Below are 22,639 nucleotides of genomic sequence, written 5' to 3'. Positions count from 1 at the left end.
CCTGACGTGTGCGCGCAGGCGGCCCGCATAATATAGCCCGCATAATGTCCAATACAATGCCACACCCGCGCGATTGCCTGCCGCCTAGCGCTGCACGGGCGTAGCTGCCGGTGCTGCCGGCTAGGGCGGTTCGGGCACGCCGTCGGTACTGCTGTGGAGAACACGGGGTGTGCCACGGAAATCGGCCGTGTGCAGGGTGACGGGGCGGCGCCAGACGCGGGCGATATACGCCAGCACCTGTTCCGCGCGCTCCAGGTCGAGGCCGCGACCATCGCGCTGATGATCGTGGTGCAGCACCAGGCTGCCGTCGTCGTTGAGCAGGGTGACGGCGATGCACGGCGCGCCATAATTGTATTTGGGCGCCAGGATGGCTTCGCGGATGGCCCGCAAGTCGCGGCTGGCCAGCCGCGTCTCGCCGTCGCGGCGGCTTTCATGCACGAACAGGCCCAGGCGGTCAGCCAGTTCCCCGTCCAGATAGTTGCGAATGAAACTGCAATCGTCGTCGTCGCGGCAAATCTGGCGCGCCCGCGCCAGTCCTTCGCGCTCGATGATGTGCTCCCACATGCAAAAGCCCAGGTGATAGGGATTGACGGCCAGGGCCTGCTGGTGCTCGCCCGCGTAAGGGCGCACCACGTCCGAATGCGACTTGATGGCGGACAGATACAGTGCCGGGGGCAGGAAGTCGGCTTCGCGCAGCAGCCGCGCATGCCAGTACGAGGCCCAGCCTTCATTCATGATCTGGCAGGCGTACACGGGATAGAAGTAAAACGACTCTTCGCGCACGGCCAAAAAAATGTCGCGTTCCCAGTCGGCCAGCTCCGGCCCATGGTGGGCGATGAACCATAGCAAGTCGTACTCGGCTTGCGGCGGCATGAGCGGGCGCTGCGCCAGGCGCGCCCTGGCCGCCTCGCGCGCCGCCAGCGTGGCCGCTTCACCGGGCAAGCGCCGGTAGCGTTGTGTAAAGGGATCGTCTGCGGCGGCTTGCTTGCCCGCCACACCGGCTGGCCCCGATGCTGCGGCATAGGGTGGGCGGTGCAGCTCGGCGTGGACGTCCACATGCTGTTCCAGCGCCAGTGCGGCATCGAGCACGGCTTCCACCTGCTCATGCCCGTGCTGTTGCAGTGCCGTATCGAGACGCCGCGCCCGCGCCGCGCTTTGTTCCAGGATGTGCTGGCCCGCCATGGCGCCGAAACGCTGGAACAGGGCATTGCGGCTGGCAAAGTCGGCGTGGCCCAGCACATGCGCCGTGACGAGCGTGTTTTCGGCTACGGAATTGTGTTCTGCCATGTAGGCATGGCAAGGGTCGCCGGGAAACATGACTTCGAAAATGTGCGAATTGCCCATCTTTTGATGCACAAGCTGATGGATGTAGCGCACGCCGAACGACCAGTGGCGCATGCGCACGGGCAAGCCATAGATGGCGATCTCGGCCATGAAACTGTCCGGCACCAGTTCGAACTCGACAGGGGAAAATGCCAGGCCCAGTTCCCGCGCCAGCGTTTCGATGCGCGCCGCGTAGCCGTCCAGGCCCATTGTGTCTGCCTTGTCTGTCGCGTCGCCGTGCAACTGTGCATCAGGCTGCGTCATGGCGTTTCCTGCGTGTCGCCCGCCTCGTGCTGGAAAAAGGTACGGATGGCCGCCCACACATCGTCGGTCCTGCTGAGGATGCTGCTGTGCAAGGGCAAGCCGCGCCGTTCGTGCTCGGCGCACAGGCTGTGCATTTCCGTTTCCAGGCTGCGCGGCACGCCGGGCAAGGTTTCCACATAGCCCATATAGCTGAGCACGGCGGCCAGGTCGCCCAGGGCCAGGCTGGCCGCCCCCCGGTCTTCGCTGAAATTTTCGCCATCGGAGGCATAGAACAGGTAAGCGTTATAGCGCCCCGGCGCATAGTGCTCTTGCAGCAGATCGCGGCTCAGGCGAAAGGCGCTGGACGCCATGGTGCCGCCCATGCCATTGACCTGGAAGAATTCGGCTTCGGAAAACTCCCAGGCCCGCGTCGTATGGGCGATGAAGCGCGTTTCCACGCGCGCATACCTGCACCGCAAGCCCTGCAAGGCAAAGAAAAAGAAGGACTTGGCCAACTTGCGCTCGGCTTGCGCCATGCTGGCCGACACGTCCAGCACGAAAAACACGACGGCATTCGTGCTGGGCCGGGGCTGTGGCAGCACCTGGCGGTAACGCAAGTCATCATTGGTGAAGGGTACGGGCTGCGCTTGCACCGCGCGCCGCTTGATCGCTTCCTTGACGGTGCGGCGCCGGTCCAGGCGCGAACGGGCGCCATGCCGGTCCAGGCCGCTGCGTACCAGCTGCACATCGTCGATCGCGCCCAGGTGACGCGGCTTCAGGTGCGGCAACTCGAAGGCGTCCCATAGCCAGTCGAGTATGTCGTCGATGGGAAACTCCAGCAGCAGGCGCACCGCCCCCTCGCCATCGCCGCCTGGCGCGCCAGCCTCGCCCGTGGCGGTGGGGCGCGCCGCGCGCAGGAGATCGCCGGGCTGGCCTTCACCCTGGCCTGCACCCACGCTGTTGCGCGCGGGCGCCAGGCGAAAATGCGCATGTTCGAGCAGGCGCATGGGCACTTGCACCGTGCGCTGCTGGGGGCCGCCGATCAGGTCAGGCGTGGCGATCAGCTCGGGCAAGTGCGCCTGCACGGCTTCGCACACTTTCTGGTTGTGGCGCAGCCAGTCGCGCGCGCCGCGCGAGAACAGCGCGTACCACGGCTGGGCCAGGGCTGGCGCGGTGGAAGCTGGCGAGGTCGTGACGGACATGGCTATTCCTGCGCCAGCAAGGTGGTGACGTAGTTGAGCGCTTCGCGCGCGCTATGGGCGTCATAGCCATATTCGTCGACCAGGCGCTGCTCGACGGCGGAGATCCTGGCCCGCACGTCGTCATCGGGGCGCTTGGCCGAGCCGACCAGGCGCAGCACGTCGCGCCGCTGCTCGAACAGATATTGCTGGATGGCATCGTGCAATTGCGCATGGCTACCCAGGCCAAAGGCTTCGCCCCGCTTGAAGGCGCTCATGGCCTTGCGCACCACTTCTTGCCGGAAAGACTGCTTGCCCGAGTCGCTGATATGGATTTTTTCTTCCACGGCGCGCAGGAAGCGCTCGTCGGGACGGCGTTCTTCGCTGGTGATGGGATCGCGGATCTGGCGGTTGTCGAGCATGGCTTCGACTTCATCGAGATATTTGCTCAGCAAGTCCTGTGCTTCTTGCTCAAACGACACGAACAGGGCCTTGTGCACGTCGGCTTTGACCCAGCGGTTATAGAAATCCTTGCGCGTGAGCACCAGGTAATCGACCCACTGACGCTTGCGCCGCGGTTCGATGCGCGCATCGTTTTCGATGCCATCCTTCAGGGCCAGCAGCACGTCCATGGTGGAGAGGCTGTTGCGCTGGGCGGAAATGATGGCGTGCGACAGGGCATTGATGACGAAGCGGGGCGACACGCCCGACAAGCCCTCGTCGGGCGACTTGTCGCGCTCGCGCAGGCGGCGGATGTCGGCATGCTGCAAGTCGCCGACGTCTTCGTCTGCATACACGCGCAGTTTCTTGACCAGCTCGGCTTCCTTGTCCTCGCCCTCGGGCAAGCGGCTGAGGATGGCGAACACGGCCGCCGCATGCAGCACGTGCGGATCGAGGTGCACGTCGCGAAAGGCAGGCGCTGCCGCCAGGATCAGCTTGCGGTAGATACGCGCTTCTTCGCGGTAATTGAGCGTATACGGCACTTGCACGATGACCATGCGGTCGAGCAGCGCCTCGTTTTCGCTTTCTTGCAGGAATTTTCGAAATTCGGCCAGATTCGTGTGCGCCAGGATGGTTTCATCGAGGTAAATCAAGGGAAAACGTGACACCTTGACATTTTTTTCCTGCGTTAAAGTCAGCAGCAGGTAGAGGAATTCACGCTTGACCTTGAGGATCTCGATCATTTCCAGCATGCCGCGGCTGGCCGCATACACGGCGCCGGACCACGACCAGGCGCGCGGATCGCCTTCGTCGCCGTACTGCACCACCTTCGACAGGTCGACGGAACCCACCAGGTCGGCCAGGTCGGCCGTGGTGGGGTCGTGCGGCGCATATGTGCCGATGCCGCAGCGGCCCGCCTCGGACAGGTGGATGCGCTCGACGGGCATGCGCAGGAAGTCGCCCCCATACTGTTCTTCCAGGCGAGCGCGGCAATGAGGGCACAGTTCGCCATGCAGCTCGGCATCATAGCTGGCGCGAAAGTCGGCGCGCATGCTGTGCGGCACCAGATGCAGCGGCGATTCGTGCACGGGGCAGCCGGCGATGCCGTACAGCGCGCCTTCGCTGCTGTGGCTGTATTCTTCTAGCCCCCGCTTGAGCAGGATCACCAGGGTCGACTTGCCGCCCGATGGCGGGCCCAGCAACAGCAACATGCGCCGGCCCACCTCGGAGCCGGCGGCTGCCGCCTTGAAGTAGGCGGCCACCCGGTCGATCGCCTCGTCGATGCCGAACAGTTCGTCGTCGAACAGGCGGCAGCGAAAGCGCCCGCTGTCATCGGTCTGGCCGTTCCCGCGCATCATGTCCCACAGGTACTGGTGCGCGCTGCGCGTCAGCAGGGCCGCGCGGCCGGGCAGGATTTGTTCGATGAAGTCGGCAAAACTGCCGCGCCAGGGGCTGACGCGGTGATTTTCCGCCCATGCCGCCATGCCGTGCATAAAACCGGCATGTTGGCCCGCGGCGCTATCGGCGTCTCTCGTGCTGTCGCCCGCTGACGCCGCTGCCGCAGGCGCGTCGTCGTGGCGTGTCATACCAGGGCTCGTCATTGTTTCCCCATCCATACCGTTGCTGGCGTTGCTAGCGTTGCTGCCGTGGAACAGGCCCAGTTCCAGCCTGTTGGCCCAGTATACGGCGGCACCTCTGCCCGCACGCCTGATCTCGCTCAACCTTGAGAATGGAACTATTTTTGCCCCCCCTTGGCCCCGTGGGCGCAGGGCGGCCATGCGCCTGCGCAGTTCAATCCAGATCAATGCCGACCGGCGCGGCCCGTCCACACTGGTGATTTCAGCGACCCACGAGGAGAACATGATGATAGGCAACGAGAACGGTTTCAGCGCCCCACCGGGCAGCAGCGGCAGGGGACAAAGCGCGGATGATGAAGAGGCCGTCGGCCAATTTTCCGTCCCCGGCGAAGACGACAATACGATCGAGAGCGCATCCGTCTCGGACGTGCCCGATGCCTTGAGCGGCGTCAGCATGGAATTGCTGGAAATCAAGCGCAGCATCGAAGACGGCATGCGCCAGTCCATTTCCCAGGCGGGCGGCGTGCGCGCCGCCGATGCCTTCAGCGATGGCGGCAATATCCAGGGCGTGTCCATCGGCCTGGGCGAGGGCGCCAGCGACAGCTCGTCCGGCGAGCCGGGCTTGCCAGCCCTGACCCTGTACGTGGCCGAACCCACTTCCGTCGACCGCGCCAAGGCCGCCATCGTGGCTGCCATGGGCGTGCGCGCCGTGGCCAGCGACAGGGTGCCTGTCAACATCGTCGTCACGGGCGTGATCGATGCGCAACCGCACCGTTTCCGCCTGCGTCCGGCGCCAGGCGGCGTCTCGGTCGGACATTTCCGCATCACGGCCGGCACCATCGGCTGCCTGGCCGTGGGACGCAGTGCACCGCGCAACAGCCGCTTGATGATACTGAGCAATAATCACGTGCTGGCCAATTCCAACGGCGGCGTGTTCAACGATTGCATCGTGCAGCCGGGCCCCATCGACGGTGGCCGCTGCCCGCAAGACCAGGTGGCCGTGCTTGAGCGCTTCGTGCCTATCAATTTCAGCGGCGGCGTCAATTTTGTCGATTGCGCCACAGGCTGGGCCTGGCCAGACCGCGTGCGTCCCGAACTCGTCTACCTGAGCGGCGGCGTACCGGCGTATTTCCGCATCAGCAACGCGCTGGTAGCACCCGCGCTGGGCATGATGGTCGGCAAATCCGGACGCACGACGCAATTGACGCAGGGCCGCATCACGGGGCTGGGCGCCACCATCAACGTCAATTATGGCGGCGGCAGGATCGCGCTGTTCCAGGACCAGATCGCCATTACGGGCGTCAGCGGGCCATTCAGCGCGGGCGGCGATTCCGGCTCCTCCATCTGGACCTGGAACCAGCAGCGCAATCCCGTCGGCCTGCTGTTTGCCGGCGGTAACAACATCACCTTTGCCAACCAGATGCGGCGCGTGGTGGTGGCGCTCGACATCAATTTGTACACCTGAGCATTGTCACAGAAAACGGCGCGGCGGCGTGATGCTTCCTTGCACTGCGCCGCCTTTTGCACGATGATGATAGGGTCAGGTGTGGCTGCCATGCATGGCTTGGCGGGCAAGAGGCGCTGCCGCGCCTCCTTGGCCCACGCGTGCCATGGGCAGCATCAGGAGGATGTGTCATGTCAAACAGTAAATTCGTACCGGCGCCATACGCCGTCTTCGAGGATGCGGCCATGCCGTATGTGCCGGACGGGGCCAGTGGCCTCGCTCATGCTGCACCGCCGCCCGGCCGGCTGGAAGCGGCAAAGCGGCGCAACGAGCGGGCTCTGATGGCGATCGATGGGGTCGAAGGCGTCAGCCTGGGGCAGACCGCCATCGGCGGTGAAACCCTCGTCGTGTATCTGCGCGATGCGTCCGTCAAACGGCGCGTGCCGTCGCAGGTCGACGGCTATCCGGTGGAAACGAGCATCACGGGCAAGATCGATATCCAGCACTGGTAGGCAAGCGTGCCTGGCGGCCAGTCCGCCTGCCGCAGAGTGCTGCGGCGGAAGGCCTGCTGCCAGGCCTTCCCGGCCGTCTTTCAGCCAGCTTTTTCAGCCGGCCTTACTTTCGGCCTTACTTTCGGCCTCACTTCCGGCATTACTTGCTCAGCCGTCCGATCGCTTCGGCCACGCCCGCGCCATAGGCGGGGTCGCACAGGGTGCAGTTGCCGATGTGGCGTTGCTTGACTTGCTCCGAGGCGCCCGAGATGGCGCGCGCCGTGTTGTCGAACAAGGCTAGCTGCTGTGCCGGCGTCATCAGGCGGAACAGGGCGCGCGGCTGCGAATAGTAATCCTCGTCGACGCGGTGGTTCCAGTGGTCGGCCGCGCCTTCGAGGCTCAATGGCGGTTCGCGGAAATCGGGCTGCTCGGCCCATTCCTGCTCGCTGTTCGGTTCATAGCCCAAAGTCCCCCCCTGGTTGCCGTCGACGCGCATCTGGCCGTCGCGGTGGTAGCTGTGGAACGGGCATTTCGGCGCGTTGACGGGGATATGGCTGTGGTTGACACCGAGGCGGTAGCGCTGCGCGTCGCCATACGAAAACAAGCGGCCTTGCAGCATCTTGTCCGGTGAAAAGCTGATGCCGGGCACCACATTGGCCGGATTGAAGGCCGCTTGCTCCACTTCCGCGAAGTGGTTGTCCGCATTGCGGTTCAGTTCCAGCACGCCCACCTCGATCAGCGGGTAGTCGCCGTGCGGCCACACTTTCGACAGGTCGAAGGGGTTGAGGTGATACGTGCCTGCCTCTTTTTCCGGCATGATCTGCACGTACAGGGTCCAGCGGGGGAAATCCTTGTTTTCGATGCTGTCGTACAGGTCGCGGTGCGAACTTTCGCGGTCCTTGCCGACCAGCGCCTCGGCTTCGGCATCCGTCAGGTTTTGAATCCCTTGCTGGGTTTTAAAGGTGAACTTGACCCAGAAACGCTCGTTTTGCGCATTCAGGAAGCTGAAGGTATGGCTGCCGAAACCGTGCATGTGGCGGAAGCTGCGCGGCAAGCCCCGATCGCTCATCACCACCGTTACCTGGTGCAGCGCTTCGGGCAGCGAGGTCCAGAAATCCCAGTTGCTGTTGGCGCTGCGCAAGCCCGTGCGCGGGTCGCGCTTGATGGCGTGATTTAAATCGGGAAATTTCAGCGGGTCGCGCATGAAGAAGACGGGCGTATTGTTGCCGACCAGGTCCCAGTTGCCTTCTTCCGAATAGAACTTCAGGGCAAAGCCGCGGATATCGCGCTCCGCATCCGCCGCGCCCCGTTCGCCAGCCACCGTGGAAAAGCGCGCGAACATGGGCGTTTGCTTGCCCACGGCACCAAAAATCTTCGCCCGCGTGTAGCGCGTGATGTCGTGCGTGACGGTAAACGTGCCGTGTGCGCCGGACCCCTTGGCATGCATGCGGCGCTCGGGGATGACTTCGCGGTCGAAGTGGGCCAGCTTTTCCAGGAACCACACATCTTGCAGCAGGGCAGGGCCACGCGGGCCGGCCGTCTGGATGTTCTGGTTGTCGACAACAGGCGCGCCAAAGGCGGTGGTCAGCTTTTTCATTGGACTCTTTCTTTCATGGCTAGGCAGAGCAATGGACGCACCGGCGCTACTCAAACACTGGCTGGGTAGAATGAACACTCACCGGGGCTGGTCCAGAGTAAAATTTCTAAAATGCAAACCAGTGTAAACCTTTTCCTGCAGGACAGCATGTCGCGGCGCCTGCGCAAGCTCAGGCGGTGCACTTGCATCATAACTGCTGAGTCACTGCCGGCCTCACACGCTTGCAAGTTGCAAGTATATAAAGACAGGCACCGATCACGCCACTGGCCTTTTGTCCAGCCCTTAAAACTTGTTCCAGTTATTATGCCGGTGTTCCGTCGCTTCCTTCATCAGGTGGCCCGCGCGCAGGGCGTCATCGGCCTGCACCGTCATGGCCAGTTCCTGGATGGCCGGCGGGTATTCGTGGTGGGCCGCTTCTTCCAGCAGCTCACGGCCCCTGGCCAGGTCGCGCGGCACGCCGCGGCCTTCGCGGTAGGCGTTGTACAGCAGGAACATGGCGTGTGGATTGCCCAGCTCGCTCGATTTTTCCAGCCAGCGCGCCGCTTCACTCTGGTCTTTCGGCACGCCTTCGCCGTTGGCCGCCAGCAAGCCCAGCATCAGGGCCGCCTTCGCATGGCCTTGCTGCGCCGCCTGCCGGTACCACAGCCAGGCTGGCCTGGGCGTGGCCGCGCGCAGCATTTGCCCCAGTTCGAATGCCGCTTCCGTGTCGCCGGCGCGGGCCGCCTGTTCGAACAGAGCCAGCGCATCGGCGCGGCGTTCGGGCCGGGCCTGGTAAATCAGCGCCAGTTCGCGCTCGGCGACGGGCATGTCCTTGCTGGCCCAGCTGCGTACACGGCGCTCGGCCTGGTGGTCGCCCGCCTGGCGCGCCTGCATGGCGACGGCTTCGATTTCCGCCGGCGTGGGTGGCGGCGACGCCTGGCAGGCGGCCAGGACGGCGGCCAGCACGACGGCGGGGAGGGAGAGTGCGTGTTTCATCTGGATCACCTTTCATCAAAACAGGCCGGAACCACCGCAGTCCCGGCCCATGGACCTTATTTGCTCAGGTCGATGCGGTACTTGGCGAAACCGCTGGCGTCGAGCCCGCCTTCGGCCGCCACATTGGCGATGCCACTGCCTTGCGCCAGCGCCAGATGGCCCGGCGCCGAGCGCAGGATCACGGGGCCGGCCGTGGCTGTCTTGACGAAGCTCCAGCTGCGCGCGCTGCCATTCGCCGCCAGGGTCACCTTGCCGCCCTTGGTGCTGAGCGACGCCAGGTAATTGCTGACCACGGCCTGGTTCGCATCGGGCGACTTGATGATGGTCTTGCTGCCATCGATGCCAGGCACGGCGCCGCCGCCACCGGCACGGTAGTCGTTGGTGGCAACGATGAAATCATCACCATCGGCGACGGGTGCGCCCTTGTACGTGAGGTTGACGATGCGGCTGCCCGGCTTTTTCGTCACATCGATCTGGTACGTCAGCGCATTGTTTTCCGCATAGAACACGTCGTAGTTATAAATCGTGCCATACGACGGCACCAGGTCTTGCTCGGCAGTACTGGCCGGGTCGATCTGGCCAAATTGCTTGGCCGACGTTTCCAGCCAGGCCTTCAAGTCCGATCCCTTGATCTTCACGGCTTGCAGGTTGTTATTGCTATACAAATACAGGTCGCCCGGATTGCGTACCTGCAAGCCGATTGGCGCGGCCGGCGTTGCGCCTGCGGCCACGTCCGTGAAGTCCGATGGCCCGTTGCGGCCCGCCTTGAACGGTGCGCTGCACGAAATCACGGGGATATTCTTGTAGCTGGACAAGGCCGCATCCGTGCTGGTGGCGATGAAATTCTTCACGTAGTCCAGCTGCGCCTGGTTCACCAGCTGGATGGCGCTCACATCGCCCACCAGCGCAAAATAGGCGGACATCTCGAAATCCGTGCTGATGCCCAGCGGCTGCTTGGCGTAGGCGATGGTGGCCGCGTGCTCGGTGGCCACCAGCGGCGCGATGGCCGGGTCGGCTTTCACGAGGGTCTTGCCATCCGTGTACTTGAAGCCACGCGATTCCACCGTCGTCTTGGCGGGCTGCACTACCCATCGCCCTCCCTGATACACCATCGTCAGCTTGATGATGCCCAGACGGCGGCCCCAGCTTTGCGCCATGACGGTCGGCACGCCGTTCACAAAGCCGTTGACGGCGTCGATCTTGGCGCTGGCGGGGAAGGCGGCAAACGAAGCGTCCAGCGCGGCCGCGCCTTCTTCCTTGCCTTTCGGGAAGATCAAATGCGAATGGCCTATCATCAGGGCGTCGATGCCCGTGCTGGTCAAATGATAGCTGCCGTTTTCCATCTTCGGGCTATAGGCGCTGGTGTCCAGGCCGCCATGCGACAGGGCCACGACGAGGTCGGCGCCCTTGTTGCGCAATTCCGGCACGTACTGTTTCGCTGTTTCCTGCACGCCCGTCACGCTGACTTTGCCGGCGAGCACTTTCTGGTCCCATTCGAGGATTTGCGGCGGCACAAAGCTGAGCACGCCCACATTGATCTTCACGCTCAGCTTTCTGCCATCGGGCGCCGTGGCGGCGAAATCGCGGGGCAACAGGGTGTAGGGCTGGAAGATGGGCTTGCCGCTGGACACGCCGACGACATTGCTCAGCACGGAAGGGAAGGCGGGCGCGCCGCACGTGCCCGTCGGCTTGGCCACGCCTGGAATGCCGAAATCCGTGTTGGTGATCTGGCTCAGGTAGGGCAAGCCATAGTTGAATTCGTGGTTGCCCATGCCGCCCGCATCGTATTTCAGTGCGTTCATGGCCTTGTGCACGGCCAGTGTGCCGGAGCAGGGCACGGGCGCGGCCACGGCTTGCAAATCGGCCAGCAGGGTGCCCTGGATGACGTCGCCATCGTCGAGCAGTACGTTGTTCGGATTTTCCGCGCGCGCCGCCTGGATCAGTGTGGAGGTGCGCTCCAGGCCCAGACTCGTGTCTTCGGCCAGCGCGTAATAGTTGTAACTCAGGACGTTCGAATGGATATCGGTGGTTTCCAGCAAGGCCACGCTGACCGTCGTGCCTTCTGGAATGACCTGCGCCGTCGTCGAGCCGCCGTTGCAGCCAGTTAAACCTGCACTTGCCAGCGCCGCCAGCATGACCCAGTTTGTTTTCATTACCGTCCTCGGAAAGATTCAAAGGACGCGACTGTAACGCCGCCATATGACGCAGCGATGACAGCCGTGCAAGGCACATGGATTCAGGGGCGCGCGCAGGCAGCCACGGCCTTGCCGAGCCAGGCCGCATCGATGGGCCCCAGGCGCCGCGTGCAGACCTCATGTTGAGAGTTTAGAATCACTGTGTACGGTAAGCCCTTGATTTTATTGCCAAAGGTGGACAACATGGCGGGTGATGCGACCGTTTGGGGATAGCTGGCCGGGTGCCGGCGCAGGAACGCTTGCGCGGCCGCCCGCGTATCGATGGCGATGCCGATGAGGGGTAAGCCGGGCTGGCGGGCGGCGTGGGCATTGAAGATCGGCAACTCCTGGATGCAGGGCAGGCAGTTGCTGGCCCAGAAGTTCAGCACCACGGCCTGGCCGTGGAACTGGTTTAGTCTAAGCTGGCTTCCCCCATCGAGGCGGGGCAAGTCGAAGGCCAGCGGCGCGGCGTTCGCATGGCAGGCGAACACCAGCAGCAACGCCGGCCAGCGTGTCATTGCGCCACCACGGCCGCGTCCGTCATGCGGTAATACAGGCCCATGGGGTCGCTGGCCAGCACTTTCAGCTTGCCTTGCACGATGAACGGGGCATAGCTGAATTTCACGGGTGTCCTGCTCTTGATCTCCACCACGCCTTCCGGACCGGCCGGCAGGCAAAAGGGACAGCTGGCCGAGGTGACGGTCAGCAGGAAATGTTTTTGCTTTTGCCCCGGTTCCAGCGGCATCATGAAGCCTTGCACTTTCACGTCCGTATTGTCGAGGGCGCTGATTTCCGGCGTGTATTTCGGCACCATGCGACCCTTTTTCGCCTTGACCGTGGTGGCCTGGCCCAACAGTTTCCACGAGACGACGCCGGGCAAATCCGTCAAGGGGGCGAAGAACGAGGGCGGTTCGTCGGCTGGCGCCGCTGCAGCGATGCCAGCTGGCAGCAGGCAGGCGCTCAATAGCATGATTTTCAACATCTCTTCTCCTTTCAGGAACGCGCCAGGGTGGCGGCGATATCGGTGCGGTAGGCGCGCGCGGCGGGAATGGCCGCGGCCAGCAAGCCCACAGCCACGGCAATCACGGGCAGCCACGCTTCATCGGGCGCGATGCGCCAGGCTTGCAGGTTCAGGTCCTGCATCGATTCCAGCAAGCCCAAAAAGCCGATCGCCGCATGGCCCAGCAGCCAGCCCAGCGCCGCGCCCGCCAGTGACAGCAGCAAGCCTTGCGCCAGCAGCAAACGCAGCAGTTTGGCGGGCGAGGCGCCCAGGGTGCGCAGGATGGCCAGGTCCATCTTGCGTTCTTCCAGCGCGCCATACAGGGCCACGAACAGCGACAGGGCCGCCACCAGCAGCACGCCGGCGGCAATCGCCCGCAGCACGGCGATGCCCACGCCCAGCAGATTGAACAGGCGTGCCGCCTCGAAAGCGGGCTGCGCCGCCTGCAAGCGCGGCTGGCCATTCACCCAGCGCGGCAGGCGGATGGCGGCCAGCGGCGAGGCGTATTGCACCAGCACGGCCGTCAGTTCGCGCTCGGGCGCAGGAAGTTTGGAGGACTCAGCCGCCTGTTCATCGGGGTCCGTTTCATGCACTTGCCACACGGAGGCGACGGGCGTGAGGATCAGGCGGTCCAGCACCGTGCCCGTGGGCGCCAGGATGCCCGTCACCGTGTAGGGCGCATGCTGGTGCAGTTCGCCGCCCGCCGCCAGTCCGTGCGAGCCGGCGAAGCTGGCACCGAGAGTGGCGCCCGTTTCGCGGGCGGCGCGGGCGCCGAACACGGCTTGCATGGGCTGCATGAACAGTTTTCCTTGCGCCAGCTGCGCGCCGTAATGGTCGAGCAGCGCCGTGGTGCTGCCGACGATGCGGAAACCGTGGAAATTGTCGCCCAGCGCGAGCGGGATCGCGGATTTCACCAGCGGCTGCGCGGCCAGCGCCGCCAGCGCGCTGCCGGGAATGTTGCCGGTCGGAATATCGGCGTGATACACGCACGACAGGATCAGCTGCAAGGGCGAGCCTTTCGCCCCCACCACCAGGTCGATGCCTTGCGCATCGCGTTCGGCGTGCTCTTCCAGCTGGGTCGAGACGCCGAGAATGAACGTCATCATGCCGATGCCGATGGCGACCAGCAGCAGGTTCAGGCTGGAAGCCAGCGGCTTGTGGCGCAGGGCGCGCCAGGCCAGGGTGGCCGCGTTCATGCCGCATCCCTGGCGCGCGGCAGGCGCAGCACGGCAGCGTCGGGCAAGGCGGCAAGCATTCTTGCGTCGTGGCTGGCAATCACCAGCGAGGCGCCTGTCTGCTCGGCCTGCCTGGCCAGCAGGTGCACGACGGTGGCGCAGGAGTCGTCGTCGAGGTGGTCCGTCGGCTCGTCGGCCAGGATCAGTTGCGGGCGCATGAAGACGGCGCGCGCAATGGCGGCCCGTTGCCGCTGGCCACCGCTCAAGACATGCGGGTAGGCATCGAGCTTGCCTGCCAGGCCCAACTGGCCCAGCAGGCTGGCTGCACGGGCCGGATCGGGCCGCTGGCCGCTGGCGTAGGCAGGTAGCAAGACATTATCGAGCACGTTCAAGCTGGGCACCAGCGCCAGTTGCTGGGGCAGCAAACCGACGGTGCGACCGCGCCAGCTGTCGCGCTGTCTTGGCGTGAGGTCGGGCAAGGACGTGCCCGCCACTTCGAGGCGGCCCGCCTGGGGTGTCAGGATGCCGGCCAGTAAATGCAGCAAGGTCGATTTGCCCGAACCGGACGGTCCCAGCAACAGGGCGTGGCACCCGGCGGGCAAGTGAAAGGCGTCGATATCCAGCACGGGGCTGGCTGGGTCATAGCCGTAGGTCAAAGAGGCGAGGTGGAGCATGAAATTCTTTCGGGAGGCCTGCTGGCAAAGATTGCCGCACAAATGCAACTGAGCTGCATTATAATTCAAACGCAATAGACTTGCATTTAAAAAACCAGCGTCCGTTGCCCCCTTCATCGCCCCCCATTCGAAAGATACTCATGACCCAGCGCAAACTCCCCGTCACCGTCCTGTCCGGTTTTCTCGGCGCCGGCAAGACCACCTTGCTCAACCACATACTGCGCAACCGCGAAGGCAAGCGCGTGGCCGTCATCGTCAACGACATGAGCGAAGTCAATATCGACGCCTCGCTGGTCAAGGACAGCGCCGAGGCAGCTGGCGCGGCCCTGTCGCGCACGGAAGAAAAATTGGTGGAAATGTCCAACGGCTGCATCTGCTGCACCCTGCGCGACGATTTGCTGCTGGAAGTGCGGCGCCTGGCCGCCGAAGACCGCTTCGACTACCTGCTGATCGAATCGACGGGCGTGGGCGAGCCGATGCCCGTGGCCGCCACCTTCGACTTCGAAGACGAGCACGGTGACAGCCTGAACGACGTGGCGCGCATCGACTGCATGGTCACCGTCGTCGACTGCGCCAACTTGTTGGCGGATTTTCATAGCGAGGACAGCCTGGAGCAGCGCGGCGAAATCGCGGGCGAGGGCGATGATCGCCAACTGGCCAACTTGCTGACGGAACAGATCGAATTTGCCAATGTCATCGTCCTCAACAAGGTCGACATGGTGGAGGCCGACGAACGCCAGCGCGTGCTGGCCGTCATCAAGGCCCTGAATCCCGGCGCCAGGGTCATCGAAACCAACCAGTCCATCGTGCCGCTCGACGCCATCCTGGGCACGAACTTGTTCGACCTGGAGCAGGCGGCCACCATGCCGGGCTGGGCGCAAGAGCTGGCCGGCATCCACACGCCGGAAACGGAAGCGTATGGCATCGCCAGCTTCGTCTACCGGGCCAAGGAACCATTCCACGCGCAGCGCCTGCATGACTATATTTCCCAGCCGATACCGGGCGTGGTGCGCAGCAAGGGCTATTTCTGGCTGGCCAGCCGCCCCGAGTGGGTGGCCAGCCTGTCCGGCGCGGGCAAGCTGATGAATATCGAGCCCGTGGGCCTGTGGTGGGCGTCCGTGCCGAAGGAGCGCTGGCCCACGGATGCGGCTTCGCTGGCGGAAATGAAAGCGGGCTGGAGCGAAACGTATGGCGACCGCTACCAGGAGCTCGTCTTCATCGGCCAGGACATGGACCAGGCCGCCATCGAGGCGGACTTGAAAAAATGTCAATTGAACTATACGGAAACGCGCCAGGGCATGACCGCCTGGCGCCAGCTGCCCGACCCGTTTCCCCAATGGCAGCGCATGGAAGAACTGGAAGACTAACCTTGAACAGGAACACACTATGACAGAACTGATCCCCGTCACCATCATCACAGGTTTTCTCGGCAGCGGGAAAACCACCTTGCTCAAGCGCATATTGCAGGGCGACCACGGCGTGCGCATCGCCGTGATCGAAAACGAATTCGCCGCCGAAAGCATCGACCATGGCTTGCTGGTGCAGGACAGCGACGAGCAGATCGTGGAAATGAACAATGGCTGCATCTGCTGCAGCGTGCGCGGCGACTTGATCCGCATCCTCGGTGAGCTGCAGGCCAAACGCGCAGCGGGAACCATCGCCTTCGACCACGTGATCATCGAAACGACGGGCCTGGCCGCGCCGGGCCCCGTGGCGCAAACCTTCTTTGCGGAGCCGTCAATCAGCGAGTTTTACCTGCTCGACGCCATTTTGACGGTGGTCGATGCGCGCCATGCGCAGCAGCAACTGACGCAGCACCAGGAAGCGCAGGAGCAGGTGGGCTTTGCCGACCGCATCCTGCTGTCGAAGACGGACCTGGTCAGCAAGGACGAGCTGGCCGCGCTGCGCCAGCGGCTGATCGCCATCAATGGCCGCGCCAGCATACAGAAAGTACGCTTTGGCAACGTGCCGCTGCGCGATATCCTGAACATCCGCGGTTTCAATTTGAACGCCATCGTCGAGCTGGAGCCCGATTTCCTGGGAGAGCTGGGCCACCGCCATGGTGACGGCGTGCAATCGTTCGTGTACCACCAGTCCCAGCCCCTCGATTTGCTGCAGGTGGAAAACTTTCTCGATGCCGTGGTGCAGCTGTTCGGCGCCCAGCTGATGCGCTACAAGGGTATTTTGTACGTTGCCGACTTGCCATGCCGCGCCGTCTTTCAGGGCGTGCACATGCTGATGGGCTCGGAACTGGGCGCGCCGTGGCGCGACGGCGAGACGCGCGCCAGCAAGATCATTTTTATCGGCCGCGACTTGCCACAAGAGATGCTGACGCGGGGCCTGGACCGCTGCGTGGCCAAGGTAGACAGTCTGGCCGAGGTGGCCGCATGAGCGTGGGAGCGGGCTTGCCCGCCCTGGCGCTGATTTTCCTGCTCGGCATGCGGCATGGCCTGGAGCCGGACCACCTGGCCGCCGTCGATGGCCTGACCCTGCGCAGCCAGGCCGCATCGCCGCGCTGGGCGCCGTGGATGGGCGCGTTGTTTGCACTGGGACATGGCATCACCGTGCTGGCCATCGTGGCCGTGGCGGCGCTGGCATCGCGGCAATTTACGCCATCGCCAACCCTGTTCGGCTGGTTGGAGTGGCTGCCCATCGCCTTGCTGCTGCTCATCGCCGGCATGAATGCGCGCAGCTTGCTGGCCGGCGCGCAACTGGCCGAAGTGCGCGGCCGGCTGCTGCCAGCCTGGCTGCGGGGCGCTTCCGGGCCTATTGCCGCCATCCTCGTCGGCATGTTGTTCGCGCTGGTCTTCGACACGGCCCTGCAGGCGGCTGCCTGGGGCTATGCAGCCGTGGCGCTGGGCGGCATGCAGCCGGCCTTGCTCACAGGCCTGGTGTTTGCTTTGGGCATGGGCGTGACGGATACCTTCGATGGCTGGGTCACGGCAAAGGTCATGCGCTCCGGCCAGGTGGACATCGTGCGCGCCTTCCGGCGCCGCCTGGGCTGGCCCATCGTCGCCATCTGCGTGGTCATGGCCGGCTACATGGCCGCCGGCAAGCTGGACCCCGCCTGGTCGCTGCCGGAAAGCTGGATGGCGGCACTGGGCGCGGCCATGGTGCTGCTGATGGCGGCCCTGTACGGCTGGACTTTGCATGGCTTGCGCCGCGTGCGTGCGTGAGGGAAGGGCGTGGGTATAATGGAAAAAACTGCCGAGTCCTCCCATGCCCGCATCCGATATCGTCATCCGCCTGCTGACGCCAGCAGACACCGCCGCCTTTTGCGCGCTGCGCCTGCGCGCCATCGCTGACTCGCCCAGCTCGTTTTCATCGTCGCGCGAGGATGAACTGGCGCGCACGCCCGCAGAACACGCGCAGCGCATCGCCGGCGGCGCGCAGCAAAGGGGCTTTGGCGCTTTCGATGGCGCACGGCTGGTGGGCTTTGCCGGCTTGCGGCGCGAACCCTTGCGCCAGCTGTGGCACAAGGCCTTGTTGTGGGGCGTCTTCGTCGATGCGCCTCAGCGGGGCAAGGGTGTGGCGCGGCGGCTCGTGAACGCCTGCATCGAACAGGCCGAGACGGATCCTGCCATCATGCAAGTGCATTTAAGTGTGAATGCGGAAAATAATGCCGCACGACAACTATATGAATCGCTGGGATTTATCGCGTATGGCACGGAGCCGCGCTCGATGCGCGTGGGCGAGCTGTTCTATGACGAGCATCACCTGGCCTTGCTGCTCAGGTGATGTCAGAAGGCCTTACTTGCAGCGCGGGCACAGGCCCTTGATCAAATAATCGACTTCGCCGCCGCTGAAGCCTTCCGGCAAGAGCACGGGCGGGGGCAGCTTGACTTCATTGAAGCAGGTGACGTTCGCGCATTTGGTGCACTGGAAGTGCGCGTGCTCGTGCGCCTGGTGGCCGGCGCCCGCGCTGAAGCGCCATACCTGGTCGGCGCCCGCGATGCGGTGCACCAGTTCATTTTCCGTCAGCCATTCCAGCACCCGGTACAGGGTGACGGAATCGATATCGCTGTCCTGCGACAGCGCCTGCTGGATTTCATGGTGGGTCAGCGAACGGCTTTGCGCCATTAAAAAGTCGAGCACCTTCACGCGCGTCTTGGTGACGCGGGCGTTGGTGTTGCGGATCAGCGATTCGGCTTGCGGTGTAGAAGATGATGTCAACATGATATGGCCTGCTTGCGGGGGGATCGGCTGGCGGCGTCATCGCCGTGCCCGTTGCCACCCTCTTGGCCGTATCTTAGCATGCGTGCTCACAAGCATGAAGCCACGTCATGCTTTGAACCTCCAATTCAGCATGCCGGCGTCGCTGGCATGCCCGGGGTAGCGGGCAGTGCCAGCGAGCGCGGGACGCGTATCACGCCATGGCTCAGGGCAACGAACATTCGGCCTTGGCCATGCCAGCGATCCATGCGCTCAACATGGCGTTCGCTTCCGCGTGATTGGCGGCGCGCCCGATCACCGGCATCACCGATTCTGAATCGGTATGGCTGGTGCGGTACAGCAAAATGGATGTCTCAGGCGAGCCCGGTACGATATCGTACTGGTAAGGCAGTCCTGGGCCACCGTAGGCCAGCGGCTTTTTACAGATGCCGCGCTTGATCGAGTCGATCAGAGGATTGGCTGTCTGGTTAAAGCCAAGCAATAGTCCGCTTTGCTGGGCTTGGCCAGTGGTGGAATGACAGTGCGCGCAGTTTGCTTCCAGATAGCCTTTGGCGCGGGCATCCAGCGTTTGCGAGGCATCGCTCCAATCGGCCGCCTTGGGCGCGGCTGCAGAACTGATATAGCCGCTCAGCAAACCAAGGTCGTTGAGATTGTCGAGCTGGTTTTTTGCTCCGGCGCCATACAGATAAGTCTTGTTGAGATTATGTGCCTTTGTGCCAATCGGCAGCAGCTCGCCCCCACCAGCCGAGGTGGTGGCGTGGCATTGCTGGCATTGCTGTGCGCTGGGTACTTTATAGCTGATTTTCTGACGCGATGCATTGTCGCTGACCAGCTCTACGCGTTTGACGTCGCCGCCAATTTTCAGGGATGCGTCTTTCTGATCGTCATCCCACACATAGGGCAGGCCCAGCCAGCTGCCATCGGCTTGCTTGACCAGCAAGCGGGTTTCTATCAGATGGTTCTTGCTCAAGTCGATGGAGTTGCCCTGCACTGTTTGATGGCTGACTGCCTGTACCCCGATGTAGCTGGCATCGCTGCCTGTGGCCTTCGGGTAATAAAAAGTCTTGACGATGACTGCGCCATTGGGAAAAACAAAGGGATGGTCGCCATTGCCGTTATAGGTAATTTTGCTACCCTTGGGGAGATAAATGGCGCGCAACTTGCTGGAATAGTCGGAAAACAGGGGGCTGTTCAAATCATACGCCACGGTAGCGGCATTGAGCCGCATCATCTTGCCGTCGCTCTGCAGCAAATTCCAGCTGGATAATTTGTCCGGTGCGGTGGTGCGTTCAAAGAGCTTCACCTCGGACGCAAAACTATCGCCCTCGGCGGTCTTGCCGCCGCCGCAGGCGCTTAGCAAGCTCATGGCGAACATGAGGGGGAAAAGTGCGGCAAAAAATGGCAATCTGGTCTTCATATCATGGACTCCTGACGAGCAAAAAATGGATGACAAGCACACTGTGCCCTGTGGCGTGGGCACGCGCTGCCGCCCTGGTTTGCTTACTTAATGATCGGAAAGGCTGGAATGGCTGGCAGCGTCAATTGACAGTTCATGCGCGGCGCGAAAGGAAAGCTTGGCTGTAATAGCTCGGCAGGTATACCGGCAATCGCTTCCGGCGGTGTTTCTCCCGCCGCGACCGACGCGCCCAGCTTCAGCCCGATAAGATTGATATCCAGCGTCTCATAGGAAATCACGGTGTCGATGACGGGCGTATCGAGCGAGGTATTGTTCTTGATGCAAATGCGGCTGTCATCGCTGGCCACGCCACCGACGCCCACGCCGCCCATGCCGGGCAAGGGGATCAGGCCGCTACTTTTTGCCGGATCGAGTATGCCGTCCCACACGCCGTACGGCAGCAGCGTCGGCAAGCCATTCGATGCCAGCTGCGCAAACAGGCCATCGACCAGGGGTTTGAGCTCCGTCTTGAATGCGCCGTCCGGCGCATAGCCCGATAGCGAGATGGTATTGCCGTAGGCATACAGGCCATGGATGAATGGATTGTAGTCCGGGTCGTTGATGGCGAAACCGGTAGCCTGATAGCTCAGCGCCAGTATGCTGGTGGTCTTATGGTTCTTGATGACATTGTTTTTGATTTCAGTATTGTCCGCCGCCAGCACCATGATGCCGGTACCGACCGGCACCGATGTGACAAAGCCCGTGGCATTGTCGGCGACCGGCGTATTGTTATCGTGGATATTGTTGTTTTGTATCAAAACCCCGGAACCTTTTTTAAAGCGATAGGTGCCAGGCAGGGAGAACACCAGCACGCCGCCCGTGTTGTCATGCAAATCATTGTTCTCCACGATGGCATTGAGCGAATTTTCTATCTCCACTCCTGCCACGTTCAAATACACTTCATTGTTGCTGACACGGATATTTTGCGATTGTCCGACATAGATACCCGCATCCTCCGAACCGATCACCTTGCTGTTCTTGACGATGATATTGTCGGAATTGACCGGGTAGAGGCCATACGCCATTTTGGACGTTTTGGTTGGATCGGTGGTCCACTCTGCGCGCAAGCCATCCATGGTCACATTGCTCGACGCTGAAACAAACACGGCATTGCCGGCCGCATCTTCTACCGCGAAATTTTTCAGCGTAATGGTCTTGACATTGCTGACCTGCAAGCCGTTGCGGCTGCTGGCGTCCTTGAAGGACAAAATGGTATCGGTCGCCGGATTGCTGCCATTGCCTTTGCCGATAATCGTGACGCCGCTGGTGTTCATGATCAAGGGACGGTCAAAGTGGAATTTGCCGGCCGGAAGCATGACGGTGGAGCCTTCCTTGAGACGAAACAGCAGATTACTCATGTCGCTGTCATTCATCTGCGCTGCCGTGACGACGACGTCCAGGATCGGGGGCGCCACGACCTCGACAACGGGCACGCTGGAACTGCCGCCGCAACTGGCCAGCATGAGCATGGCAGTCGCGTATGACAGGGGTTGAAAGTGTTTGAAGCGCGGTAGTTTGTTCATGCAATGTCTCCCTTGTTTTATGGCGGTTTTTATCTTTTTATCCATATTTATGCGATGATTATAGTTCTGCGTTTGTGTTTCATTAGTGACAGAATTGGCCTAAATATGTGCATTTCATGCCAAATTTCGGGAGATAAAATGTTGCATTGCATTATTTAATGAGCCACCAGAGCGCGACCATTTCGGTGAGCCTGGCGACCGATTTGCTGGAAGGACTCGATCCCGATTCGGACCTGGTCAGGACCGTCCTGGCGCGCGCCAAGATCGCGCCCGAATTATTGCTGGAGCAAGGGGGGCGCATTACGATAGAGCAGTTTTCCACCTTGCTGCGCCAGACAGCGCTCTTGCTTGACGACGAAACACCGCGGTTTTTTTCCCGTCCCTTGCGCAATGGCACGCTGAAATTTCTCTGCCTGGGGATGCTCGATGCACCCAATCTGGATATTGCACTGCATCGTTTCGTCCGCTATTTCCGTTTGCTGCTCGATGACATGGGCTTTGATGTCACGCACGACAATCAACTGACCCGTATTGCCCTGATCGAATATGTGCCACCAAAAGGAGAGCGGGTGCTCGTACATGAGCTGATGCTGAAATTGGTGCATGGACTCGCTTCATGGATGATAGGGCGCGAGATACCGCTGGCGCGGGCCGATTTCGCGTTTCCCCGGCCGGCGCGGGCGGCTGAATACGTGTATTTATTTCCTGGCCCCATATATTTCGAGCAGGCCCAGACTGCGCTGTACATAGGCTCCGAGCATCTGGGCGCGCCACTGCGTCAGGACAAGAGTGCGCTCAACCAGTTCTTGCGCAATGCGCCTGCCGATTGGCTGTACGTGCCATTGAATGACAAGATCTTGACGCATCGTCTGCGCGACTACCTGGCTTCCCGCCTGGCCGATGTGACGACGATAGGTTCTTGTGCGAAGGCGCTGCATTTTTCCGTCCGCACGCTGTCGCGGCGCCTGGCCGAAGAAGGAAGCTCGTTTCAGACGGTAAAGGATGAGTTGCGGCGCGACATGGCGATTTTGCAGCTGATTAAGAGTGATTTGACGATCGCGGCGATAGGGCAGAGCTTGGGCTTCGATGATCCCACCACGTTCAGCCGGGCATTCAAGCTATGGACAGGCAGCGCCCCGGGCGTTTACCGCCGTCTTGGGGGCAGCGAAAAGCTCAATTGAACTGCGTGGTGCAC

At 62.6% G+C, this 22,639-nt stretch carries 20 protein-coding genes; 7 read left to right on the top strand and 13 right to left on the bottom strand.

What is annotated here, in order from left to right:
• Window positions 1-120 precede the first annotated feature (120 nt).
• From ACQ4WP_RS15830 to ACQ4WP_RS15820, 3 genes are read right to left on the bottom strand one after another with little or no spacing between them, the layout of a single operon-like run.
• Complete coding sequence (locus ACQ4WP_RS15830) at window positions 121-1,587, bottom strand: SpoVR family protein (protein ID WP_436522204.1); 1,467 nt, start codon at window positions 1,585-1,587, stop codon at window positions 121-123.
• Window positions 1,584-2,768, bottom strand: coding sequence for a DUF444 family protein (locus ACQ4WP_RS15825; RefSeq protein ID WP_436522203.1), 1,185 nt, complete (start codon window positions 2,766-2,768; stop codon window positions 1,584-1,586). Before ACQ4WP_RS15825 ends, ACQ4WP_RS15830 begins: the two co-directional genes overlap by 4 nt.
• A gap of 2 nt (window positions 2,769-2,770) precedes the next feature.
• Window positions 2,771-4,771: a serine protein kinase gene (locus ACQ4WP_RS15820; RefSeq protein ID WP_436522201.1), complete on the bottom strand. Its 2,001-nt coding sequence runs from the start codon at window positions 4,769-4,771 to the stop codon at window positions 2,771-2,773.
• A 274-nt stretch (window positions 4,772-5,045) separates the two neighbouring features.
• Here ACQ4WP_RS15820 and ACQ4WP_RS15815 point away from each other — a divergent pair, with 274 nt between their 5' ends.
• A complete protein-coding gene (locus tag ACQ4WP_RS15815; protein WP_436522199.1) occupies window positions 5,046-6,227 on the top strand; it encodes a chymotrypsin family serine protease in 1,182 nt (393 codons plus the stop codon).
• Between the two features lie 170 nt (window positions 6,228-6,397).
• Entirely contained in the window at window positions 6,398-6,718 is a 321-nt protein-coding gene (locus tag ACQ4WP_RS15810) for a hypothetical protein (RefSeq protein ID WP_436522197.1), read from the top strand.
• Between the two features lie 139 nt (window positions 6,719-6,857).
• Here ACQ4WP_RS15810 and ACQ4WP_RS15805 read toward each other — a convergent pair whose 3' ends face one another.
• The 7 genes from ACQ4WP_RS15805 to ACQ4WP_RS15775 form a co-directional block, all read right to left on the bottom strand.
• Window positions 6,858-8,294 (bottom strand): catalase, encoded by a 1,437-nt coding sequence (locus ACQ4WP_RS15805; protein WP_436522195.1) that lies wholly within the window; start codon window positions 8,292-8,294, stop codon window positions 6,858-6,860.
• 282 nt (window positions 8,295-8,576) lie between these two features.
• Complete coding sequence (locus ACQ4WP_RS15800; protein ID WP_436522193.1) at window positions 8,577-9,269, bottom strand: tetratricopeptide repeat protein; 693 nt, start codon at window positions 9,267-9,269, stop codon at window positions 8,577-8,579.
• A gap of 56 nt (window positions 9,270-9,325) precedes the next feature.
• Window positions 9,326-11,422 carry a bifunctional 2',3'-cyclic-nucleotide 2'-phosphodiesterase/3'-nucleotidase gene (locus ACQ4WP_RS15795; protein ID WP_436522191.1) on the bottom strand — a complete coding sequence of 699 codons (2,097 nt, stop codon included), beginning with the start codon at window positions 11,420-11,422 and terminating at the stop codon, window positions 9,326-9,328.
• An 83-nt stretch (window positions 11,423-11,505) separates the two neighbouring features.
• On the bottom strand, window positions 11,506-11,961 hold the full coding sequence (locus tag ACQ4WP_RS15790) for a TlpA family protein disulfide reductase (RefSeq protein WP_436522189.1): 456 nt from the start codon (window positions 11,959-11,961) through the stop codon (window positions 11,506-11,508).
• Window positions 11,958-12,425: a DUF3299 domain-containing protein gene (locus tag ACQ4WP_RS15785; protein WP_436522188.1), complete on the bottom strand. Its 468-nt coding sequence runs from the start codon at window positions 12,423-12,425 to the stop codon at window positions 11,958-11,960. Before ACQ4WP_RS15785 ends, ACQ4WP_RS15790 begins: the two co-directional genes overlap by 4 nt.
• An 11-nt stretch (window positions 12,426-12,436) precedes the next feature.
• Entirely contained in the window at window positions 12,437-13,639 is a 1,203-nt protein-coding gene (locus ACQ4WP_RS15780) for an FtsX-like permease family protein (RefSeq protein WP_436522186.1), read from the bottom strand.
• Window positions 13,636-14,292 carry an ABC transporter ATP-binding protein gene (locus ACQ4WP_RS15775; protein ID WP_436522184.1) on the bottom strand — a complete coding sequence of 219 codons (657 nt, stop codon included), beginning with the start codon at window positions 14,290-14,292 and terminating at the stop codon, window positions 13,636-13,638. The genes ACQ4WP_RS15780 and ACQ4WP_RS15775 overlap by 4 nt, the downstream gene beginning before the upstream one ends.
• Window positions 14,293-14,432: 140 nt before the next feature.
• Between ACQ4WP_RS15775 and zigA the strand changes: the two genes are divergently transcribed.
• From zigA to ACQ4WP_RS15755, 4 genes are read left to right on the top strand one after another with little or no spacing between them, the layout of a single operon-like run.
• On the top strand, window positions 14,433-15,659 hold the full coding sequence (gene zigA / locus ACQ4WP_RS15770; RefSeq protein ID WP_436522182.1) for a zinc metallochaperone GTPase ZigA: 1,227 nt from the start codon (window positions 14,433-14,435) through the stop codon (window positions 15,657-15,659).
• Window positions 15,660-15,678: 19 nt separating this feature from the next.
• Window positions 15,679-16,683 carry a CobW family GTP-binding protein gene (locus ACQ4WP_RS15765; RefSeq protein WP_436522180.1) on the top strand — a complete coding sequence of 335 codons (1,005 nt, stop codon included), beginning with the start codon at window positions 15,679-15,681 and terminating at the stop codon, window positions 16,681-16,683.
• Window positions 16,680-17,468 (top strand): HoxN/HupN/NixA family nickel/cobalt transporter, encoded by a 789-nt coding sequence (locus tag ACQ4WP_RS15760; RefSeq protein WP_436522178.1) that lies wholly within the window; start codon window positions 16,680-16,682, stop codon window positions 17,466-17,468. Before ACQ4WP_RS15765 ends, ACQ4WP_RS15760 begins: the two co-directional genes overlap by 4 nt.
• A 43-nt stretch (window positions 17,469-17,511) precedes the next feature.
• Window positions 17,512-18,030 (top strand): GNAT family N-acetyltransferase, encoded by a 519-nt coding sequence (locus ACQ4WP_RS15755; protein ID WP_436522176.1) that lies wholly within the window; start codon window positions 17,512-17,514, stop codon window positions 18,028-18,030.
• A gap of 12 nt (window positions 18,031-18,042) precedes the next feature.
• Here the strand turns inward: ACQ4WP_RS15755 and ACQ4WP_RS15750 are convergent, their stop codons facing one another.
• From ACQ4WP_RS15750 to ACQ4WP_RS15740, 3 genes are all read right to left on the bottom strand, one after another.
• On the bottom strand, window positions 18,043-18,468 hold the full coding sequence (locus tag ACQ4WP_RS15750; protein ID WP_034787417.1) for a Fur family transcriptional regulator: 426 nt from the start codon (window positions 18,466-18,468) through the stop codon (window positions 18,043-18,045).
• Window positions 18,469-18,670: 202 nt separating this feature from the next.
• Entirely contained in the window at window positions 18,671-19,882 is a 1,212-nt protein-coding gene (locus ACQ4WP_RS15745; RefSeq protein WP_436522174.1) for an SO2930 family diheme c-type cytochrome, read from the bottom strand.
• Window positions 19,883-19,965: 83 nt separating this feature from the next.
• Window positions 19,966-21,444, bottom strand: coding sequence for a parallel beta-helix domain-containing protein (locus tag ACQ4WP_RS15740; protein WP_436522172.1), 1,479 nt, complete (start codon window positions 21,442-21,444; stop codon window positions 19,966-19,968).
• A 158-nt stretch (window positions 21,445-21,602) separates the two neighbouring features.
• Between ACQ4WP_RS15740 and ACQ4WP_RS15735 the strand changes: the two genes are divergently transcribed.
• Window positions 21,603-22,625 carry an AraC family transcriptional regulator gene (locus ACQ4WP_RS15735; RefSeq protein ID WP_436522170.1) on the top strand — a complete coding sequence of 341 codons (1,023 nt, stop codon included), beginning with the start codon at window positions 21,603-21,605 and terminating at the stop codon, window positions 22,623-22,625.
• Window positions 22,626-22,639: the final 14 nt, after the last annotated feature.

Origin of the sequence: Janthinobacterium lyxosi, from assembly GCF_051380665.1 — a bacterium.
Taxonomy (GTDB): Bacteria; Pseudomonadota; Gammaproteobacteria; order Burkholderiales; family Burkholderiaceae_D; genus Janthinobacterium.
The sequence above is the reverse complement of the archived record's forward strand: the minus strand, read 5'-3'. Positions and strand labels throughout refer to the sequence as shown.

Excerpts from the sequence above, each read along its gene's own strand:
- ACQ4WP_RS15775 (WP_436522184.1), bottom strand. The coding sequence starts at position 14,292 with ATGCTCCACCTCGCCTCTTTGACCTACGGCTATGACCCAGCCAGCCCC.
- ACQ4WP_RS15785 (WP_436522188.1), bottom strand. The coding sequence starts at position 12,425 with ATGTTGAAAATCATGCTATTGAGCGCCTGCCTGCTGCCAGCTGGCATC.
- ACQ4WP_RS15810 (WP_436522197.1), top strand. The coding sequence starts at position 6,398 with ATGTCAAACAGTAAATTCGTACCGGCGCCATACGCCGTCTTCGAGGAT.
- ACQ4WP_RS15790 (WP_436522189.1), bottom strand. The coding sequence starts at position 11,961 with ATGACACGCTGGCCGGCGTTGCTGCTGGTGTTCGCCTGCCATGCGAAC.
- ACQ4WP_RS15735 (WP_436522170.1), top strand. The coding sequence starts at position 21,603 with ATGAGCCACCAGAGCGCGACCATTTCGGTGAGCCTGGCGACCGATTTG.
- ACQ4WP_RS15780 (WP_436522186.1), bottom strand. The coding sequence starts at position 13,639 with ATGAACGCGGCCACCCTGGCCTGGCGCGCCCTGCGCCACAAGCCGCTG.
- ACQ4WP_RS15745 (WP_436522174.1), bottom strand. The coding sequence starts at position 19,882 with ATGAAGACCAGATTGCCATTTTTTGCCGCACTTTTCCCCCTCATGTTC.
- ACQ4WP_RS15755 (WP_436522176.1), top strand. The coding sequence starts at position 17,512 with ATGCCCGCATCCGATATCGTCATCCGCCTGCTGACGCCAGCAGACACC.
- ACQ4WP_RS15805 (WP_436522195.1), bottom strand. The coding sequence starts at position 8,294 with ATGAAAAAGCTGACCACCGCCTTTGGCGCGCCTGTTGTCGACAACCAG.
- ACQ4WP_RS15750 (WP_034787417.1), bottom strand. The coding sequence starts at position 18,468 with ATGTTGACATCATCTTCTACACCGCAAGCCGAATCGCTGATCCGCAAC.
- zigA (WP_436522182.1), top strand. The coding sequence starts at position 14,433 with ATGACCCAGCGCAAACTCCCCGTCACCGTCCTGTCCGGTTTTCTCGGC.
- ACQ4WP_RS15820 (WP_436522201.1), bottom strand. The coding sequence starts at position 4,771 with ATGACACGCCACGACGACGCGCCTGCGGCAGCGGCGTCAGCGGGCGAC.
- ACQ4WP_RS15765 (WP_436522180.1), top strand. The coding sequence starts at position 15,679 with ATGACAGAACTGATCCCCGTCACCATCATCACAGGTTTTCTCGGCAGC.
- ACQ4WP_RS15740 (WP_436522172.1), bottom strand. The coding sequence starts at position 21,444 with ATGAACAAACTACCGCGCTTCAAACACTTTCAACCCCTGTCATACGCG.
- ACQ4WP_RS15795 (WP_436522191.1), bottom strand. The coding sequence starts at position 11,422 with ATGAAAACAAACTGGGTCATGCTGGCGGCGCTGGCAAGTGCAGGTTTA.
- ACQ4WP_RS15760 (WP_436522178.1), top strand. The coding sequence starts at position 16,680 with ATGAGCGTGGGAGCGGGCTTGCCCGCCCTGGCGCTGATTTTCCTGCTC.
- ACQ4WP_RS15825 (WP_436522203.1), bottom strand. The coding sequence starts at position 2,768 with ATGTCCGTCACGACCTCGCCAGCTTCCACCGCGCCAGCCCTGGCCCAG.
- ACQ4WP_RS15815 (WP_436522199.1), top strand. The coding sequence starts at position 5,046 with ATGATGATAGGCAACGAGAACGGTTTCAGCGCCCCACCGGGCAGCAGC.
- ACQ4WP_RS15830 (WP_436522204.1), bottom strand. The coding sequence starts at position 1,587 with ATGACGCAGCCTGATGCACAGTTGCACGGCGACGCGACAGACAAGGCA.
- ACQ4WP_RS15800 (WP_436522193.1), bottom strand. The coding sequence starts at position 9,269 with ATGAAACACGCACTCTCCCTCCCCGCCGTCGTGCTGGCCGCCGTCCTG.